This is a genomic window from Microbulbifer regidiadema (SeqCode) (assembly GCF_052467605.1).
Genome location: NZ_CP174316.1, coordinates 3,234,827 through 3,255,380 on the forward strand (window position 1 = coordinate 3,234,827; position 20,554 = coordinate 3,255,380).

The 20,554-nt window shown below is 44.9% G+C and carries 10 protein-coding genes; 3 read left to right on the forward strand and 7 right to left on the reverse strand.

Going from position 1 to position 20,554, the window contains the following annotated elements; all coding sequences use genetic code 11:
• Window positions 1–105: 105 nt before the first annotated feature.
• Complete coding sequence (glmU, locus tag ACJJIF_RS14820; protein WP_444929103.1) at window positions 106–1,470, reverse strand: bifunctional UDP-N-acetylglucosamine diphosphorylase/glucosamine-1-phosphate N-acetyltransferase GlmU; 1,365 nt, start codon at window positions 1,468–1,470, stop codon at window positions 106–108.
• Between the two features lie 225 nt (window positions 1,471–1,695).
• Here glmU and ACJJIF_RS14825 point away from each other — a divergent pair, with 225 nt between their 5' ends.
• The gene (locus ACJJIF_RS14825) at window positions 1,696–5,028 is read left to right on the forward strand and encodes an amidohydrolase family protein (RefSeq protein ID WP_444929104.1); all 3,333 of its coding nucleotides are present in this window, start codon (window positions 1,696–1,698) and stop codon (window positions 5,026–5,028) included.
• Between the two features lie 64 nt (window positions 5,029–5,092).
• Here ACJJIF_RS14825 and ACJJIF_RS14830 read toward each other — a convergent pair whose 3' ends face one another.
• The 5 genes from ACJJIF_RS14830 to ACJJIF_RS14850 form a co-directional block, all read right to left on the reverse strand.
• Window positions 5,093–6,331 carry a glycosyltransferase family 2 protein gene (locus ACJJIF_RS14830; RefSeq protein WP_444932362.1) on the reverse strand — a complete coding sequence of 413 codons (1,239 nt, stop codon included), beginning with the start codon at window positions 6,329–6,331 and terminating at the stop codon, window positions 5,093–5,095.
• Window positions 6,332–6,653: 322 nt separating this feature from the next.
• Complete coding sequence (locus ACJJIF_RS14835; RefSeq protein ID WP_444929105.1) at window positions 6,654–8,768, reverse strand: glycosyltransferase; 2,115 nt, start codon at window positions 8,766–8,768, stop codon at window positions 6,654–6,656.
• Window positions 8,769–8,781: 13 nt separating this feature from the next.
• On the reverse strand, window positions 8,782–11,901 hold the full coding sequence (locus tag ACJJIF_RS14840) for a glycosyltransferase family 4 protein (protein WP_444929106.1): 3,120 nt from the start codon (window positions 11,899–11,901) through the stop codon (window positions 8,782–8,784).
• On the reverse strand, window positions 11,891–12,868 hold the full coding sequence (locus tag ACJJIF_RS14845; protein ID WP_444929107.1) for an NAD-dependent epimerase/dehydratase family protein: 978 nt from the start codon (window positions 12,866–12,868) through the stop codon (window positions 11,891–11,893). Before ACJJIF_RS14845 ends, ACJJIF_RS14840 begins: the two co-directional genes overlap by 11 nt.
• Window positions 12,869–12,882: 14 nt before the next feature.
• Window positions 12,883–14,112, reverse strand: coding sequence for an NAD-dependent epimerase/dehydratase family protein (locus ACJJIF_RS14850; protein ID WP_444929108.1), 1,230 nt, complete (start codon window positions 14,110–14,112; stop codon window positions 12,883–12,885).
• A gap of 407 nt (window positions 14,113–14,519) precedes the next feature.
• Between ACJJIF_RS14850 and ACJJIF_RS14855 the strand changes: the two genes are divergently transcribed.
• Both ACJJIF_RS14855 and guaD read left to right on the forward strand, forming a co-directional pair.
• Window positions 14,520–15,866, forward strand: a complete 1,347-nt coding sequence (locus ACJJIF_RS14855; RefSeq protein ID WP_444929109.1) for a methyltransferase domain-containing protein — start codon at window positions 14,520–14,522, stop codon at window positions 15,864–15,866.
• Window positions 15,867–16,839: 973 nt separating this feature from the next.
• Complete coding sequence (gene guaD / locus ACJJIF_RS14860; RefSeq protein WP_444929110.1) at window positions 16,840–18,228, forward strand: guanine deaminase; 1,389 nt, start codon at window positions 16,840–16,842, stop codon at window positions 18,226–18,228.
• 112 nt (window positions 18,229–18,340) lie between these two features.
• Here guaD and ACJJIF_RS14865 read toward each other — a convergent pair whose 3' ends face one another.
• Window positions 18,341–20,467, reverse strand: coding sequence for an NHL repeat-containing protein (locus ACJJIF_RS14865; protein ID WP_444929111.1), 2,127 nt, complete (start codon window positions 20,465–20,467; stop codon window positions 18,341–18,343).
• Window positions 20,468–20,554 lie beyond the last annotated feature (87 nt).

Consider the following 20,554-nt stretch of genomic DNA (forward strand, 5'->3'; position numbering starts at 1 on the left):
TCCCGAAGCGCAAGTTTAATCGAAAGGGCGGCTAGCAACAGGGGCTGGGTGGGAAGGCCCGCCGGAATTATCGCTCCCGCAGGGACTCCCCCAGTGATAGCGAGGTTACTTCTGTTTCTTGGCCGGGCGCTGCCAGCCGCTGATATTGCGCTGCTTACCCCGCGCTACCGCCAGCGCCTCCGGGTCCACTGCCCGGGTAATGGTGGAGCCGGCAGCAATTGTTGCGCCAGCTCCCACGGTTACCGGGGCTACCAAGGCAGTGTTGGAACCAATAAACGCTTGATCGCCAATCTCGGTCAGAGATTTGTTCACCCCATCGTAGTTACAGGTGATGGTGCCGGCACCGATATTGACCGCTTCCCCCACCAGGGCATCGCCCACATAGGAGAGGTGGTTGATCTTACTGCCGGCTCCGATTTTGGCTTTTTTGGTCTCGACAAAGTTACCCACCTTGGCGCCGGTAGACAGCTCTGTGCCCGGGCGCAGGCGCGCGAATGGACCGATAGTGCAGGCCTCACCGACTTCGGCCCCCTCGATAATAGAGTTGGCCTCCACCCTGGTGCCATCCGCCAGGTGACAGTTCTTCAGCAGGCAATTGGGGCCGATTTTGACTCCTTTACCCAGTGATACCGAGCCCTCAAAGATACAGTTGATATCGATAGAGACATCGGTATCACAGGTCAGGCTGCCGCGAATATCGATACGCGCCGGGTCCAATAAAGTCACGCCCGCATTCATCAGGCTTATCGCCTGCTGGTGCTGTAGGGCGCGCTCCATCTGCGCCTGCTGTGCACGACTGTTCACACCGGCCACTTCCAGCGGGTCGCTGGCCAGCACACCGGCGACAGCGATACCCTCACTCACGGAGCGCCCGACAATATCGGTCAGGTAGTATTCGCCCTGGGCGTTGTCGCAGGACAGCTCCGGCAGCCAGCGGGCCAGCAGGTCCCCAGACGCCGCTAAAATACCGGTATTGACCTCACTGATAGCCAGGGTATCGGCATCGGCGTCCTTCTCTTCAACAATCGACTGCACGCGGCCACTGCTATCTCTCACAATACGCCCATAGCCCGCAGGGTTGGCCATCTCCACTGACATCAGGGCGGGACCGCAGTCCGCCGCCGACAGCAGCGATTGCAAACTGCCGGCCTTGACCAGGGGAACATCTCCGTAGAGCACCAGAACGTTGGCTCCCGCGCGGAAATAGGGTGCGGCCTGGGCCACTGCGTGCCCGGTACCCAACTGCTGCGCCTGCTCTACAAACCTGACGCCGCGATCGGCGAAGCGCTCGCGAACCAGCTCGGCACCGTGCCCGATTACTACAGTAATCTGCACTTCACCCAGCGACATAGCGGTATCAATAACCCGCTCGAGCATGGGGATACCGCCAATGGGATGCAGCACTTTGGGCAGGTCAGAGTGCATACGGGTGCCTTTTCCGGCAGCTAAAATCACAACATCGATAGTCATAAAGGGTCGATATTCCAAGCGTTTGTAAAACCTGAGTGCATTGTGGCCATTCGCCCCGCTTTACTCAAGCGGGCAACCACTCGTCCCAGGGGCCTGCGCCTCGCCCCATTGAGATTGCCGCGCCTCTTTAATCCCGGTAATTTAGCCCCTGAAAAATCAACCAGTTGCCCATCCAACAAAACAAAGATAACCGCCGAGAACAGAATCAGGCGGAGGAATACTTCAATGAACACCACTAAGCAAAACAAGCCGCGCCGCCACTTTCTGGCCCTGGCGGCTCTGGCGTTGACCCTGCCCCTGGGGGCAGTGGCAGTGGCAGAAGCCGATGCCAAAGAAGAGGAGAAGGCGGAGGCCTGGGATATCAACCAGCCGCCCTACGAATTCAAACCGATCCAGCTGGATACCCGCGAAACCACCTGGAGCAACCTGGACATCAGCCCGGATGGTAAAACCATCCTGTTCGATATGCTCGGCGATATCTACACAGTGCCGGTAGCCGGTGGCGAGGCAGTAGCCCTGACCAATGAAATCGCCTGGAATATGCAGCCGCGCTTCAGCCCGGATGGCGAGAACATCGTATTTATCAGCGACCGCGATGGCGCCGACAACATCTGGTTGATGGACCGCAATGGCGACAACCTTCGCCAGCTCACCACAGAGAAGGAAAACCTGCTGCACTCGCCCAACTGGAGCCCCGATGGCCAGTACCTGGTGGCGCGCAAAGGCTTTATGTCTGGGCGCAGTATCCCCGCCGGTGAAATCTGGATGTACCACTACGGTGGGGGTGAAGGTCGCCAGCTGAAAGAGCGCATCGGCGGCGATATCGCCCAGAAAAACATTGCCGATCCGGCTTTCTCCCCGGATGGTCGCTATGTCTATTACTCTATCGACACCACCCCCGGCACTGTATGGAAATACAACAAAAACTCCACCCAGGAGATTTTTGCCATCAACCGCTACGACCTCCAGGACGGTGAAGAGGAGACCTTTGTCTCCGGTCCCGGCGGTGCAGTGGCACCGGTGCCCTCTCCAGATGGTCGCAAACTGGCCTTTATTCGTCGCCAGGACAATCAGACCTCCCTGTTCCTGAAAGATCTGGATACAGGGCTGGAAACACCGGTTTACGCCGGCCTTGAGCGCGACCTGCAGGAAATCTTCGGCCCGCACGGCAACTATGTACAGTACGACTGGATGCCCGATGGCGAGTCGCTGATCGTGTGGACCGGCGGTAAATTCCTGCGTATTTCCACCAACGGCGACAGCGTCGCCCCGATTGAAGCCCATGTGAAAGTCGAAAAACAGGTAGCCGATGCGGTGCGCTTCCCGGTGGACGTGGCGCCGGAAACCTTCGATGTGAAGATGATCCGCTGGGCGCAGAAATCCCCCAACGGCAAACAGGTCGCGTTCCAGGCTCTGGGCAAGATTTATATCCAGGATATCGACAGCGGTGAGCGCCGTCGCCTGACCCGCCAGGACGACCACTTTGAGTTCTACCCCAGCTGGTCCCGCGATGGTCGCGAGATCACCTATGTCACTTGGGACGATCAAAACCTGGGCCATGTACGGGTGGTTTCCGCCCGCAGCGGTCGCGGCAAAAACATCACCAAGCAGCCGGGCCTGTACGTTGAACCCAGCTTCTCCCCCAGCGGTGACACCGTGGCCTACCGCCGCTTTACCGGCGGCTACCTACTGAGCCCCGAGTACTCTTTAGAGCCGGGTATCTACCTGGCTGACGCCGACGGCGACTGGCAGCGCCGGGTCGTAAAGTCCGGCTATGAGCCGCATTTCGGTGCCAGCGAAGAGCGTATCTACTTCTCCGAGTACCAACACGCTGACGGCGGCAAGCGCGTGCTGAAGAGCACCAACCTGCAAGGCAAAGATGAGCGCGAGCACCTGCACGGCGCTGAGATTACCTCCTTCCGCCTATCTCCGGACGGCAACTGGGTTGCCTTTACCCAGGACTTCAAAGCCTTTGTCGCGCCATTTATGCACACCGGCAAATCCGAGGTAATCGGCCCCGATAGCAAAGCGGTTAAAGTTACCCAGGTATCCAAGCGCGCCGGTGAAAACCTGCACTGGTCTGCCGATAGCGACACCTTGGGCTGGGCCCACGGCCCCAAACTGTTCGAGCGCGAACTGAAAGACGCCTTCGAATTTGTCGCCGGCGCTCCGGAGGAGCTGCCAGAGCCGGTCTCCGAAGGCATCGACCTGAGCTTTGAACAGTCCTTTGACAATCGCGCCGGTCTCGTTGCCCTCACCGGCGGCAAGGTTGTCACTATGCGCGATGCGGAAAATACCCGTGAAATTATCAACAATGGTGTAGTGCTGTTCCGGGGCAACCGCATTGTCGCCGTGGGTCCCGCTGCGGAAGTGGACATTCCCGCCGACGCGAAGCGTATCGATATCACCGGCAAAACCGTATTGCCCGGGCTGATTGACGCCCATGCCCACGGTGCCCAGGGTCGCGAGGAGATTATCCCGCAGCAGAACTGGAACCTGTTCTCCAGCCTGGCATTTGGCGTGACTACTATTCACGACCCCTCCAATGACAGCAGCGAGATCTTCTCCGCCGCTGAAATGCAAAAGGCCGGCCTGATTACCGGACCGCGTATTTTCTCCACCGGTACCATCCTTTATGGCGCCAAAGGTCCGGGCTACAAAGCCAAGATCAACTCCCTGGAGGACGCCCAGTTCCACGTCAACCGCCTCAAGGAAATGGGTGCCATCTCGGTGAAGAGCTACAACCAGCCCCGCCGCGACCAGCGCCAGCAAGTGCTACAGGCAGCCCGCGAAGCCGGCATTATGGTGGTGCCCGAGGGCGGCGGTAAGTACCAGCACAATATGAATATGATTGTGGATGGGCACACCGGTATCGAGCACTCACTGCCGATCGCCAATGTCTACGGCGATGTGGAGCAACTGTGGAGCCAAACCCAGGTGGGTTATACACCGACCTTCGTCGTGGCCTACGGCGGCCTCTGGGGTGAGGAGTACTGGTATGACCGCACCGAGGTGTGGAAGAACACGCGCCTGACCCGCTTTACCCCCGACTTTATCGTCAATCCCCGTTCTATCCGTCGCCCCACTGCGCCGGATGCCCACTACAACCACTTTAACGTGGCCCGTCAGGCCAAGCAGCTGCGCGACGAAGGTGTCACCGTACATATTGGCGCCCACGGCCAGCGTGAGGGGCTGGGTGCGCACTGGGAGATGTGGATGATGGAGCAGGGCGGCTTTACCCCCTGGGAAGCCTTCCGCGCCGGCACCATCGACGGTGCCCGCTACCTGGGTATGGACGGCGATATCGGCAGTATCGAGGCGGGTAAACTGGCTGACCTGATCGTGATCGACGGCAACCCTCTGGACAACCTGCGCCAGTCCGAAAATATTACCTATACGGTCATCAACGGACGCATGTTTGAGGCGGAAACCATGAACGAGATGGGCGCAGGTGAGCGCCTGGCATTCTTCCACGAGCGCCTGCCCATCAGCGCTATGCCCGCACCTACGGCAGAAGCGGTACAGGAGAAGATGGAGCGCCACCACTGGGTACACTGACGACCTCAGCGCTAAGCTGAAAGGCGATAGGTAAAAGGCCGGGGAAGCGATTCCCCGGCCTTTTTTATTGCTGTTTCGCCCGCCGGCGCCCAGCCAGTTTATGCCATAGAATGGCCCGGTAAATCGCCACCGGCAGCCTAAAAATTCCAGTGACCAGCCACCAGAATGACTCATAGATAGCAATAGTCTGATCGGCCAAAGGGTGATCCTTCTCCAGCCGCTCGGGGTAGTGATCGTGTCGCAACATGCCCCGATAAAATAGAAATTGCCGCAATGGCCTACTGAAACGCCAGCTAAATGATTTTGTTAAACGTGTGAGATTTTCGGCAAGATAGCTTTCCGAGGCGCCCTTCTGCTGAGTCAGCAGTTCAAAATACTGGGCTTTTGAGCAGTTTTCACTTTTCCAGTCCTCGACAAACTTTCCCTGCTTCAGCCATTCACTCCCGGAAAAACCACCGCTCTCCCGCAGATCATCGGTGTAGCGGGGAATAGCGCTCTGATTTTTAATGATGGCTTTTGAAATTCGGTAAACATCGGAATTCATTCGATCCGGGTTTTCTAATTCCCGCATCAGTCGCTGCTGAAAACCAGCACGAAACTTAAAGTGTAAAAGACATCCACAGTTTTCACTTAAGGGTATTGGCGTACAGACATGAGTAGAGCGTATATATTGAAAATCCTGACGCCAGTATACCAGTGGTATTTTATAGGATTTGACAAAGTAGTTGGGCACACCCGAAATCTGTGCCCGCACTTTTGAGCGAATCTCAAAAAATGGAAAGGCCTGTATACGTTTTTTCTTAAAGTTCTTATAGGGCACGTAATTGGGGGTTTTAGCCATTAATTCAGTAAGATTTTTTGCTGAGTAAGGCCTTTCTTTTAAGTTATCACAAAAAAAATCGATCAGTGGAGTATATAGAGCAAAAGCCAACTCATTTTTCATCAGCTTGGTTACCCGGGACAGGCATACGCGACCACCCACCTCGGGTAACTGAAGAAATTCATCCGCATCGACAACAATAGTCCATTTACCCCGGCAATACTCGTGAGCGATACGATTAACCCAATCAATTCCAGCATTTGCCTGTGGATAACCACCCTTAACAGCGTAAAGCTGTACATCAGCCTGGTTTAAAAGATAGGTGACAGAACCATCGCGACTGCCAGTATCAATTAAGTGGAAGCAAGTTACCCCGATAGAGCGATAATGGTGTAAAAAAGCAGGGAAAATATCTATCTCGTCGCGAAATACACAAATTAAAGGAAAAGTCTTGTCATTTGCTCCATCGATATATCTGAGCACCTTCAAACTTTCACCCTCTTGGTTTTAAGCAACTGCTGATATTTACTGCTATAGTAACCAGATAAACTTACCACCCACTCAATCATTAATCTGGCCACCTCCCACCTCTGTCTTGTCTTTTCTTGTCTTTCTCCTAAAGCTTATCCATAACAAATTAAAGTTACATATCTATTACATTGTAAGCGTCGCTACCCGGTAAATAATCATAGTTAAATTCCGGCTTTTTCCTATTGCAAGTCTACTATCATCCCTAGTATTAAGATTTATTTCTCTGCGAGAGATTTCGGTGCTATATCAGTAGCTTTTCCCCAAGCAATAATATCTACTGTCCATAATCAAGACGGATAAACTTGCGCAACCTGCGCATTGTTCTCCGCACCACTCCCGGTTTATATTTGTTGCCCTGCTGCTTGCCTCTCCCTTTCTGTTGCGTTCTAAGCAGCAGAAGACTTTTTTCTTCTGCATCCAATGTATGCAAATAGGGACTTATTTGGCGAAAATCCTCCTCTTCCTGAAGAAGATTTCTCGCCTTCATTGAATTATTACCAATACGATAATAGTAAAGTGCGTCGGGGTAGTAGGATATTTTTTCATTTGCTGAAATAAGCTTACTATAAAACTCTATATCGTCTTTACCTGTTCTATATCTCTCGGTATAACCTCCATGATTTCTAAAGGTAGTGGTTTTTATCAAACAGGTTGCATCACCGACAATATTCACTTTCGTCGCCCAGGCCCTTGCTGGCCCCATAAAACGAATTTGAGTCCCCAATTTACTCTCTGGTGTATTTGGTTCTCCTTCGCCGCTAAAGCGTATAGAACTGCATGTCAAACAGTCAACACCGGCAAACATAGCCGCACGAAGCATTTTTTCCACCATTTCAGGCATCATGACATTATCGTCATCAAAAAAGAGTAAATACTCTCCACCGGCTCTTTTTGCCGCAGTATTTCGCGCAGCGCCTACATAACAATTTTCCTGGTAAATAAATTGCCAACCTTTGTTGGCATAGTGATTTTCCAAAATTTTTAGCGCGTGATGGACTTCTTTCGAATGACTTCCATCATCAACCACAATCACTTCAATATTTTGATAAGTTTGCTGCTCAATACTTTTAAGTGCTTGATACAAAAGACCCGGGCGCTCAAAGTGGGTTATGCAAATAGTAATCAAAGGAGACTGCATGTCCACTGGAGATTTGCATTGAGGAGTGTTATGTTCCTGTTCATGCCAACACTTCCATACCTCCAAGGATTTCTTTACCCGTGGATGCTTAACCCCCGGTGCAGGCAGTTCTTTGATATGGAGTTCCAGTTTTTTCCCCAGAGCGATATGGTTGGGTTCAAAAAGCACCTGCTCACAAGTATCAGGATCAAGTAGCTCTCGCGTTCCACCCGTATCTGCGGCAATAAATGGTATTTTCGTTGCGAGACATTCATATACCGATATTGGAGAGTTCTCTAATAATGCCGGAATAACTGCCAGACGCCCCTCACCCCGTAAATACTCTATGGCCTCCATAGCATCAAAGTTATTTTTAAAGGTAATTTCAGCTTGCCAATTTTCCTGATTCTCTTCAATAAATTTTTGCGCATCAAATCGATAGGAATCACCACCTAAAAAAGTAATTGCAGGAAGTTGCACACCTTTTTTAGCCAGACTATTTAATGCATTAACAAAAAGAATAACGCCTTTACGCGGTTCAAGTCTCCCAAAAAAAACCCACTCCCTGGTTGCGAGGCCAGAGCCATTTATCCTTATTCTTTTATCTGGCAACAAGTCATCTAAAAAAACATTTGGCCAAAAAAAACTGCGTTCGGGAAGTTTATATTTATTTTTATCCATCCACTCAATAAGGTATTTACTGCCGCAAATAAGCGTATCCGCCATTTCGGCACTTTTCCGCTCCATAAACACCCAGCCCAACTGACGGTCTTCCTTTAGAAACTGCTGGTTCCCCTCTGCCGACCAAAGCGTTGGGGAGGAGCCCTTTACAACAAAGTGTATATTTCCAAAGGCAATACCCAGACTTTTGGCTAGCAGCGCTATATATCCGGTGCCACGCCACTCTGAAACATGCACAATGTCAAATTTTTTCTCATGCTGCCTAAGCCATTCATAGGCCGCATAAGGTATGGCCATGGTGCGAGCCATGGTAGTTTTTGCCAGCGCCTGAGGTGCCACACTAAAAAAATTAATTCCAAGTCTTAAAAAAAATTGTTTTGTTATTTTCATCTTTACCGGATTTTTGGCCAACCCATTTATAAAGCAAATAGTTACTTTATGACCAGACCTCTGTAAAAATACAGCCAAATGAAAGTAAGCTGTACCTATACCTCCATTTTTAATCGGGCCAAAAATATCTTCGGTAAGAATACAAATATGTTTTTTTCGCGAAGAGGGTCCAAGCGTACTATCCTGATAAAGCTCTTTCATTGTTTTAGTTATCCTACATCGCTACTAACATTTGCTTAAGATAGCGCAAACGTCCATTTCGTAAAATTAACCCATTTTCTTTTATTCGAATCGTAATTTCTGAATATTCTTGTTTAATTTCCTCTGTTAATGCAAATCGAAATCCATACCAGGCAAGCTTTGGATTTCTACTGCCAAAACGTTCGATATATTGGTTCGCTGTAGTTTCAGCTACCATATATCCATTCAGCTCCAAAACCACAACAAGATTGCGAGAAATATTACTTCGATCCCAAGCCCATCCTTCTAAAAAGTGAGGATCTATTGCAAAAAGTTCCCGTGGAGGAATAGATCCCTTAATTGGGGATCCTGTATACCCTTTAAATATTCTTTTGAAAGTGCTACCTGATCTTTTCACTGCTTCTGGAAAATTAAAGCGGGGTTTAATTTCCTGATTATTTTTATGATTTTGCTCATAAATAACCTGGGCAATATCATACTCATATTGCACCTCTGATTCAGCAGCCTCAGTTTGCTCCTGTGTAGATTTTAATTTATTTTTTGCCGCCTCCCCTGCAACTTTATCCTCAGTAAGAGTAGTGGATTTAAAACCTCTAACTGCTGCCGGAAATAAACTACGCCCATCTTTCTGTTTAAATATCTCTTCAATCGCCATTTGATTTAAAATTGGACTACCAGAAATAGCCGCAAACACATTCTTCGATAACTTAATAACACGTATAAAACGGGTATAAATATTTTCCTCGTCTTCTAATAAAAATTTTATATTAAATTTATCACCCTCATCCCATCTATCTGGGATAGAAAATCGATGTAAAGTGATCTCATTATCTTGAATCACCAAAGAAATAGGCTGGGGCTCACCATTGGCGATTAATTTTCGTGTCCCTTTACCCTTGGCCACACATAGAATATGCGATTTTTTTTCATCCAAACCAATAACAACTCTCGCATTGCGATTTCTCATTTTTCTTGGTCTATCGGAGTGTGCCAACCATACCGGCTCCTCCTCATGACGGTTTTTATCGCGATAAAGAGCCGGATTAAGTTTATTGTCTACCGCTGGAAGCAGTGCAAGCTTCCGATATGCAATATCACTGTTTTCTACCAGGGACATTGAGCGTAAATATAGTGAATTCGCGTTACTCTTAGCCTCCTCCAGCTCATCTAAATAACAATCACTTTTCAAATACGTTTCAGGAATCACCATTAATTCACAGGAAAACTCTTTATATGCCCTAAGCACATACTCTTGGAGTAAACCATAACGAATATCATAGGGGAGTAAGGGGCCTACTTGTTTAGATATTTTACTTGGAATACAAAAAACATTTGTTCCTATGGAGTTTCCGCAGGCAACTTCTGAAACAATATCACTCCCCATTGGCATTAAAATTTTATCATCGGGCAATGAAAGAAAACTGGTAATAATATATTCACTGGTTTTTTGTAAGGCTATACGCAATTTGCTACAAAATTCCCCACCAAATCTGACTGTAGTGCCATCACATAAAATACAGGCATCCATCACACTTTCGGATAGGCTGCGAGCTAGTGCAATTCCCGCTGGAAAGCCAATAAAATCAACAACGCTAGATATCACTCCAGATTCAACCAGGTATTGATTAGCTTCTTGCGCGACTTTTTCCAAATCCGGATCTATAAGTAAAATTTTTACAGCGTCAGGTTTATCGTGAACTAACGCTTCTGCAAATTTCATTGCACTATTACTCTCACGCAGTAATACAATAACCTCAAGCTGCGCTATTGCTATCTCTTCCTCTGTATCTTTCTGAGTCGAATCTGTCCCATGCAGCTTACCGAGAATCTCAGTTGTATTAATTTGCGGCAATAAATCAGCCAAATATGCATGAAAGCCATACCAAACTTTCAGATTTTGATTATTATCAAAGCTAGGGTGAGCAATTCTATGACCATTACTAAGCACATCTTGTAAACGCTCTGCAAGTTCATAAGCATAGGGACTAATCAGGCAGCTATCGTGATCCTCTTCTGCGATCAGCTCTGGTGTGCCCCCAACCCGGGTTGCGATAAAAGGAATATTATTTTCCAGTGCTTCATAAACCGCCATAGTGGAGTTTTCAATCAGAGATGGCATCACTGCAATCATATCTCGAGAGCATAAGAAGGATAGCGCCTCTGACTGGTTGTAGTCTGTTATACACTCAACATCAAAATTCCAAGTGGAAGATTTACGTTTAATATACTCAGAAACCTTTTCATTATTCTGATTTGGAAGTCCCTCACCGTACTTACCCAAAAAATTTACTCGACTCGGAGAATTTCCCGTACGCTGTAAAAGATCGAGAGCAGCACAAAAAATCTCAATGCCTTTACGCATTTCTAGACGACCAAAAAAAGTTAGCTCTTTTGTATGAATAGTATCGCCCGGTTTGCGCTTGGCGCGTCGGTCTTCAACCGGAACATCAGAAAAGTCGAGTATATTTGGCTGTACATAGGTGGTAGCGGGTAGGCGATAACCAACATAGCGCATAAAGCACAATAAATGCGCACTACCGCCTATCACTATATCTGCAAACTCTACACACTTCTGCTCGGCAAAGCTCGCGGGCAAAAGCTCCCTCTTTACAAAGGGCTGCATCTGATAGTGTCGATTCCAGAGATGCGGAGAAGAAGTTTTTATAATAAATAGGCTATTCTGAAATGCCAAACCCAGTTTCTTGGCCATCAGCGCATAGATTACTCCTCCCCGCCACTCAGAGGCATGGATAACATCAAACGGGCCCTTCTCCCTCAACCAGCAATAGGCTGCACTATATCGGCACTGCCAGATTTTTGAAGGCCCAATAATTAACTCAGTTGCATGTTGTAAGTAATGAAGGGATACACCAAAATTTGAAAATTTTTCTACCCAGTATTCTGGCGTTTCATTTTCTACCATCTCACCTTTCAGGTAGAGCACATGGACCTCATGGCCATGTGCTGCCAATCCCTTGGCGAGATGATAGTAAGTTGAGGCAATTCCACCATTCCTAACCGGACCCAGAATTTCTTCCGTAGCAATACAAACCCGGAGTTTCTGTGTAGACTCAATACCGACATACTTATTAAGATTAGGAAATGATTCTACTTGAAAATTGTCAATCTGCATCCTGTAGGGCCCTCTGATTGGAACTGTCCATCAGAATGTTTTCCCTATCGATAAAGTAATCCCAAGTAGCTTTAATTCCGTCTCGCAAAGAAGTTTCTGGGTTAAACTCCAAATAATTTTTTGCTTTAGAAATATCGGTATGATTATGGCGAACCTCACCAGCCCGAAAATCGTGATAAGCTACTGCAAGATTACTATCAAAACCGGAAACATCTTTAAGCAGATTCACTACTTCATTAACAGAGGTCGGTCGGCCACTACCGAGTTGAAAAACACCTGTTGCTTTCTTTTCCAGAGCTTTAATTATCCCCAGACAAAGGTCACTCACAAAGATAAAATCTCTTGTTTGCCAACCGTCCCCATAGATATCGCAGGTTTCTCCTTTTAATATTTTCTTTATAAAAGCAGCTATAACACTCCCTTTATGTACAGAAAGGGGTCCATACACATTGGAGAAGCGCAACGAGGCTATGCATAATCCATAACTTTGAGCATATGCAGAACAGTATGCCTCAGCGGCAGCTTTAGAAGCACCGTAGGCTGATGCCGGATTTACAGGCATCAGTTCATGTACAGGAGGATCGACCTCTCCAATTATTGCCCCGCCAGTAGAGGCGTTAACAAGATGCCCCACCTTGTACTTACGCATTGCCTCTAGAATATTAACAGTACCAAGTACATTGACTTCAAAGTTATAAACAGGTTTTTCAATGGAATTAATAACACGTGTATCTGCGGCCAAATGAATTACACTATCAACCTCTCTTACTGCCCTTTCCACATCGCTCTTATTTCTGACGTCCCCCCGAATAAATTGATGAGGAATACCAGATAGCATTGCTGTGCTCCCGGTTGCCTCATTATCCAAGACATATATTTCATTATAATAATTCAGGCCGCTGAGGATTCTAATCAAGTTCGAACCAATGAATCCACAGCCACCTGTAATAAGGATGCGATTAGACATAGGTGAATCACCCGCTAAGAAGTCGTTTCAATAATTTCACCATTATTTGTTCGATAAGAAGCATCGGCGAATTCATGGTTTCTCGTCCAGTAAGAGACACAGGGTATTTTTGAATAGTCGGCTCTATCCCGATAGTGCATTGTTATGTCGGTTATTTCTTGCAGCAGACTATCTTTAATAAGAACTGGCTCCCAACCAAAAGATCGCAGCAGATCATTTTTTACATTTAATTCATTGCTTTCCGCTTCTTTTCTTGGGTTTGGCTGATAACTTATTTCGCAACCTGTGAGTGACTGAACTAATTCCGCCAGATCGTAGACGGTTTGTGTCTCCGCCATCTGGTTGAGAATCATCGGTCTCTCACCTGAGGAAGGTGGATGCGAAAGCGCCTGCTCAATACATTTACAAGTATCGGAGATATGGATAAAAGCTCGCGTCTGTCCGCCAGTCCCGTGTACGGTAAGGGGAAATCCTACGGCAGCCTGCATAAGGAATCGATTCAAAACCGTGCCGTAATCTCCATCGTAGTCAAAACGATTGATCAACCTCTCATCCATACTTGAGAGTTCGGTCTGTGTTCCCCATACAATCCCCTGATGCAAATCAGTTATACGAAGCTTGTCATTCTTCGCATAATACTGAAACATCTGGGCGTCCATTGTTTTGGTCATATGATAAATAGAGCCTGGGTTAGGCGGATAGACAATCGAGTCTAAAATCTGCCGATCATCAGTCGTATCTATTTTTACATCCAGATAGCCTTCGGGTATGGGGATAGGCTCTTCGTGGCCGTAGCCATAAACCCCCATTGTGCCCAGGTGTATAAGATGAATATCAAGCTGAGATTCTACAATCGCATTGAGAATGTTGTGGGTGCCACAAATATTATTAACGATTGTGTAGTTTTTCGTGGCAAAGTTTTTCATTGAATAAGGTGCCGCACGCTGCTCACCAAAATGAATCACACTGTCTGGCTTTTCATTTCTTATAAGATTTAAGAGGTCGCCAAAACTGTTAGAAACATCCATTTCAACAAAATCGATGTTTTTTCCGGTTATTTCAAACCAGGCATCAATACGTTCTTTTAATTCACAAATTGGTGTTAGTGATTCCACCTTTAATTCAGTGTCAATTTTTCTCCTAGACAAGTCATCTATAATAATAATTTCATGGCCTAAATTGCTCAAATGCAATGATGTTGGCCACCCACAAAACCCGTCCCCGCCGACTATTAATAGTTTCAAAGAGCACCTCCATAGTATTCTTATAGCTACCTAAATAACATTTAAATCCTTTTTTAAGAGTTGCATTAACAGCCATTTCAAATAGTGAAAACGTTAACTCTACAAAGTAAAATGTATAACACAGCCGAACAGTTTTTACCGGTTATGCCAGTTAACATCTGTGCCATTTTTTTTGAATAAAACTTGAAGAGATCCAAATTAGTAAATATATTTATTTTTTATACTTTCAATTTTCATATCATGAATAATTTTTCGCGCATTATTTTATTAATACTGGCGGAAGGTAGCTTTTCCAGAATAAGAAAATTTGTGTTTCTGAATTAAAATAGATGCAACTGTAGCTAATTGCGTTATACCAGTTAATATCTACGTCAAATACATCTGCTTTTTATTACTTAGGAAATTAAATGTCTACTCTAGAAATCGATCATCTGGACAATTTCGAACAAGGAAAAAAAGCTGCATTAACTGGGGACATAGACTTGGCAAGAGAGTTATTGCGCCCCATTGCTGACCTCAATCCATACCACCCGGCAACCTATTTTCTGTGTTATGCGGAATCCAAGAGTGGATCAATTCTAAATTGTGACAAATACGCCATGACATTTATTTCCAGACACCCTCACCATATAGGCATGGGAATAGTCATTGCCATGCTTAATATTGCCAAGGGGGATTTAAATCAGGCTGAGAAATATATAAAGATTGTATTGAAATGTAATCCTGAACATAAACGCGCCTTGGGAGTTATTGAGCAACTAAAAATATTGCGAATAGAAAATAATGCCAAGAAGGCGATTGACACGCTAGGGACCTCCCGATTGCATCCAGCCTTCTCAAGGTTTTCCAGATCAAGAGCGGCAAAGCAACTTAATAAGATTGAACCCGTAGAAGAATGGGACAAAGATGAACTGCAAGCCAAAATAGCATTTTTCTATAACTGCACCAATATACGTCATGCCCTCAAGAATTTTAATTCAGATCTTGTCTCCAGTGCTGTTGAGTTTGGCTACTGTGCATGGCCAAGAAAACTTCATAAATATGTAAAGGGCTGCAATGTATTGGATATAGGCTGTGGCTTTGGCGGCTATGCCATGGGGTACCTATGTGCAGGCGCCAATAGTTATACCGGTATAGATCCCACTATGAATTTAGACTCCAGGAGAGTTCGCAACAAGCGCATTAGAAAATGGGTAAATGCGCCAATGTCCGGGCGGGAAATTATGGATTTAGTCCCGAGTATTGAGCTGTATCAGGGGACAACCCGGGACCTTGTAGGGAAAAAGACCTTTGATACCGTATGCCTACATAATGTTACTGAGCATTTACTGGAAATAGAGGAGGTGTTTAAGGATATCGCCGAACTACTGAACAAAGGTGGAAAAATAGTCTATCTGCACCACAATTTTTATGGTTGGAGTGGGCACCACATGCCCCCGCACAACCCTTCCGTATTGAATGAAAATAATCCTGCACACCTTAAGTTTTACGATTGGAATCATATTGGTATTGTCGATCAGCTACCACAAGATCACTATATAAAAACAAATCTAAATTGTATTCGTCTGAATGACTTGTGTTCGCTAACTAGTAAGTACTTCAATATTGACACCTGGGAAAACCTCTCTTCTGACAAAAAAACCTTAATGCGTTTAACTCCAGAAATCGAATCCCGGGTAAGAAAAACAATTCCTGACATTACCTTAGATGAGTTAAAAACAAATGTGGTTTTTTGTGTAGCTTATGCCAAATAACAGGCAAAAAAAATTATAGCGAGGTATATTAATGGAAAAATCGATAACTAAAAATGAATCCGGTTCCTGGCAAAGTTATACTCGTTCATTGCAAATGTACCGCATGATCAACGTTAGTAGGCTCTTTCGCTACACAGATCATAGTTAACGAGCTATGCAGTTAATAATCTCCAAAGGCACAGTTTGTATAAGAGGTAACTGTATTTAAACAGTTTGAGCTATAGTGCATTTGCCCTGATGATAACTCTAAGCTATGTATACTAACTGCAATTTAAGCAATAGAAGTATTCCCATCAGTATAGGCTATTCAGCAAGAGTATTCATTCGGCCAGTTCAACCGTTATATTTTCTGGCCCCAAGAGAAAGGCTAATTTTTTATTTTGATATTCCAGTATCCCGCTTCTCGTACTAATTCCATGCTCTGATAAATGCTCCAAAGTTTCATTCAAGTTATCCACTTTTAAACACAATGATTATAACCCGGTCTCGCCAAATAAATTATTAGCGGATTAGTTTTGAGTATTGGATTTCGATAGCGAAGTAGCTGTATCTCGAACTTTGGAGAAGACTGCTTTAGTATCATGGTAAAATGATCTGCTTCTACATTATCAACTTGTAGATATCGTGACGCTTTTTCCCCGCTGAGAAAACTTTTGATCAAAAGCTCAAAAAAACTGACAGCCTCCTCTAGGTTAGTAACAACAACTGTTACATGATCTGGATATCTGAACATGGATTGAGATCCTTCCACCTACGCATAGGTATAAGTTTAGCAGAGATATATTAAATTTTATCTAAAAGAAAGATAGAAGAATCAAATAATACTATTTTTAAAAAGATTCTTACTAAATTAATAAATCAATTTGTTTTTTTGTATTCCGGAGATTTTTGTAACCACTTGAAATAAATTTGTCACGTTAGTTATCAAATGCTAAATATGTAGGTTTGCTTATTATTCTAATGGAGTAAACAGGTGGTCAGATTTTTTCTCTCAAATATCAACATAAAATCAAGTATAACCAAATTATTTTTATTAATTTTTAGCTCTAGTGTCTCAGTCTATGCAGAGACTACGATCTATCAAGGCGACATACTGCATTTTACAGCCGATCCGGAGGAAACGAATCAAGCGTATGAATACACTGAAAATGGTGGGCTAATAGTTAGAGATGGAAAATTCGCTGGAATTATTTCTGCGGAAGACATTGCGAGTAAACACGCTAAAGTTATAGATTATCGTGGAAAATTAATACTGCCCGGCTTTATCGACTCTCATATTCACTATCCGCAAACCGGTATGATTGCCGCCCACGGCGAACAGTTACTGGAGTGGCTCAAAGAATACACATTTCCAACTGAAAGACGGTTTTCTAAAAAGCGCCATGCAAAAGAAGTTGCCGAGTTCTTTGTTGATCAGTTACAAAAAAATGGCACAACTTCCGCTTTGGTATTTGGTACGGTTCATCCGGAATCTGTAGACGCACTATTTGAAGTCGCTCAGCGGGAGAATATGCGCCTAATCGCCGGCAAGGTCCTGATGGATCGCAATGCACCGGAATACTTACAGGACACACCAGAAAGCGCTTATAGGGACAGCAAGGCACTTATCGAGAAATGGCATAGCAAGGGCCGCCTGAGCTATGCCATCACCCCTAGATTTGCTCCGACCAGTACGCCAGATCAACTCAGGCAAGCCGCTAAACTTCTGGATGAATATCCTGATGTGTATATGCACACTCATGTTTCCGAGAATAAAGACGAAATCAACTGGGTAAAATCGCTATTCCCAGAAGCCAAAAGCTATCTGGACGTTTATAACTTGTATGGATTGAATCGCGATCATTCAGTATTCGCCCACGGTATCTATCTCGATAATCAGGAAATGAAGAGTATGGCAGCAGTTGGCAGTGCCATCGCTTTTTGTCCAACTTCTAATCTGTTTTTAGGCAGTGGTTTATTCCCTCTAAATAGAGCGGAAGAAATCAAAGTTGATGTGGGCCTGGGGACGGATGTTGGAGCTGGCACCAGCTTTTCCATGCTAGACACTATGGATGAGGCCTATAAAGTCATTCAATTGCAAAAATCTATCGGCAATAACACTGGAGTGAAAACCCTCTCTCCGTTTAAAGCATTCTATCTAGCCACTTTAGGATCAGCCAAGGCACTGGATATCGATGATAAGGTCGGCAATTTTGAAGAGGGTAAAGAAGCAGATTTTATCGTAATTGATTTAGAAGCTACGGATTTAATGAAATTTAGAATGAAATCTGTGAAAACCATTGAAGAAAAACTATTTGCCCTTCAGGTACTTGGTGATGATCGCGCCATACACAGCACTTATATTATGGGCGATAAAAAATAGTCTATTTTTTATAGTCTTCCTATACTTGATCTAGGGAGCCTCTGAATAGCGATTCAAAGGCTCCTTTTTTATAGTCCGGTAGCGACTATAAAGCCGATACTGACTAGATATATCACTGCGATATCATTAAATATTGTTTTGTTTCTACATCAAAAACAGCAACACCTCGATTTGGCATAGATATATACAGAATATTATTAGCTTGATCTACTGCTGGAGTAAGTAACATATCCTCCCACTCTTGTTGTACGGCATTTAAAAGTAGGGTCCTATTTCCGGTTTCTCTATCTATAGCCAAAAGTTCCATGTTAATTGTTTCATCATCGCTTTCTGTGTGATTGTAATCTTCTACAAATATTAGATCATCTTCACTGCTATAGGCTATATAGCTTAATTCGTGAATACTCTCTCCAGTACCAATTTCATTACTCGATATGATTCCATAGACTTCATTTTCCAAATCATATTCAACAACACTTCCAAGAGTATCTGAAATATAAATTTTTGTAGATGATTCATTTATTGACAGATGATTTGGATACCAAATATCCAATGTGGAGAACGATATAATAGGGGTACGATTACCAGACTGTAAATCTACAGAAGTTAAATAATTCCCAGAAACTGTCAGTATTCTATCCTTGAGGGTATCTATAGCTATACCACTAACGCCATTAAATGCATCACCAGAGCCGATATCCCCCCCAGAAGCGATCGATCTATTTCCGGTTATAGGGTCTACTTTAACTATACTTTGGGAATCTGGCTCTATTACATAGATATCTCCGTTGCGTTTATCAACTGCCAAATCGTGGAAGTATTCCTCTATCAGCCCCTCTCCTTTATTAGGGCCGGATATAATCTCCCTATTACCACTCTGTGGATATATCGCAATTATTTGATCAATTTTTTTATATTCAAAATTAGAGTAGCGAGATTCTGCATAGTTGTCATTAAGCAGAAGAAGTCTTTCATTGTACTCATCATACACCAAGTCAGTGTTAGTCGAGAGAAGAGGACCTTCTCCTCTTATTTTTTCTGATACTAATATTCGACTTCCATCTTCCTTGCTAACCAAAAAAGTATGCCCTGTTGAGCACGAGTTAACTAAGATTGATTTTCCTGTATCAATGATTCCGTTTCTCGCGTAGTCAAAATCCAGGTTGTCACTACCTGTATCAAATACTGATGATAATAACTTTCGATTACCACTAACTAGGTCGATTTCAAGTACTTTACCGTGAAAATCGGTGGCATAAGCTAAATTAGCTTCCAAATCGATAGTTAAACCTGTCAAGCTTTGTAGAGACTCACCCGAGCCTACACTCGTTCCTGATAATTCGGTTGCCTGCCAGGTGACAGGATTTAACTCCAGTAATCCATCCTCGCTCACGACAAAAAATCGCCCATCGACAATTTCGAATCCCTGATTGAAATAACCTACAGAGCTTCCATCTTCATAATTAAAAGAAGATATTTTTTCACGCTCCCCGGTGGTGGGATCTACTTTTATTAGATAGCTCGGAAAATAATTTTGTACATAGATATCCCCAGAACTAACATCAATAGAAATTTGTGGTCTACTCCCGAATGACAGGGAATCATCCCCTGACTCGGAAATGATATTTAAGCTATTAAACTCACGATCGACAGAAATTAACTGGTCATTTTGGATGATTAAGAAATTACCCGTAGCCTGGTCAAATTCAGCTCCGACCACATCGGAGAACTCTGAGGAAATATAATCTTCCCGCATACTTTCCAGATTTAATACCCTAGTGGGGTTAAAGGTATATGCGAGGTTTCTATCGCTATCGAACGCCAACGGACCGCAAAATCTGTAGCTATTAAATCCATCATAGCTATTAACACTCACTGAGGCAGCAGCTGGGGAGGTATTCCCATTAACATCTGTTACCTCAATGTTAATGCTAGTCGTAGTGCCTTCCTCAAGTGTTATCTCAGCCTGCCAGGTTGCAAAATCATCATCTGATGTTGCGTCAACGCCATTTACTGATACCTTGGCAACACCAACATTATCATTTGCACTACCACGCACAACAAGCTGCTCTTTATCACTCCACAGACCGTCGCTAGCGGGGAAGGCAATACTTGCGCTGGGGTATTCACTATCGGTTTCCTCTCCCACGCTGTTCCCTGAAGAGGAACCGCCTCCGCATCCAACCATTAAACACAGCAGGAAAGTTATTAATAAGTAGTTTTTAATAGAGGTTTTCAATATCAATGCTCTTTGACCTAGAGGAGTAGCGGCTCATATATAAACAGGGAGGCTTTAAGGAGGCACACGAAAAATAGATATAAAAAA

Bases quoted from the DNA above. Each gene is read 5' to 3' on its own strand.
- ACJJIF_RS14835 (WP_444929105.1), bottom strand. From the start codon at position 8,768: ATGAAAGAGCTTTATCAGGATAGTACGCTTGGACCCTCTTCGCGAAAA.
- ACJJIF_RS14845 (WP_444929107.1), bottom strand. From the start codon at position 12,868: ATGTCTAATCGCATCCTTATTACAGGTGGCTGTGGATTCATTGGTTCG.
- ACJJIF_RS14855 (WP_444929109.1), top strand. From the start codon at position 14,520: ATGTCTACTCTAGAAATCGATCATCTGGACAATTTCGAACAAGGAAAA.
- glmU (WP_444929103.1), bottom strand. From the start codon at position 1,470: ATGACTATCGATGTTGTGATTTTAGCTGCCGGAAAAGGCACCCGTATG.
- ACJJIF_RS14840 (WP_444929106.1), bottom strand. From the start codon at position 11,901: ATGCAGATTGACAATTTTCAAGTAGAATCATTTCCTAATCTTAATAAG.
- ACJJIF_RS14825 (WP_444929104.1), top strand. From the start codon at position 1,696: ATGAACACCACTAAGCAAAACAAGCCGCGCCGCCACTTTCTGGCCCTG.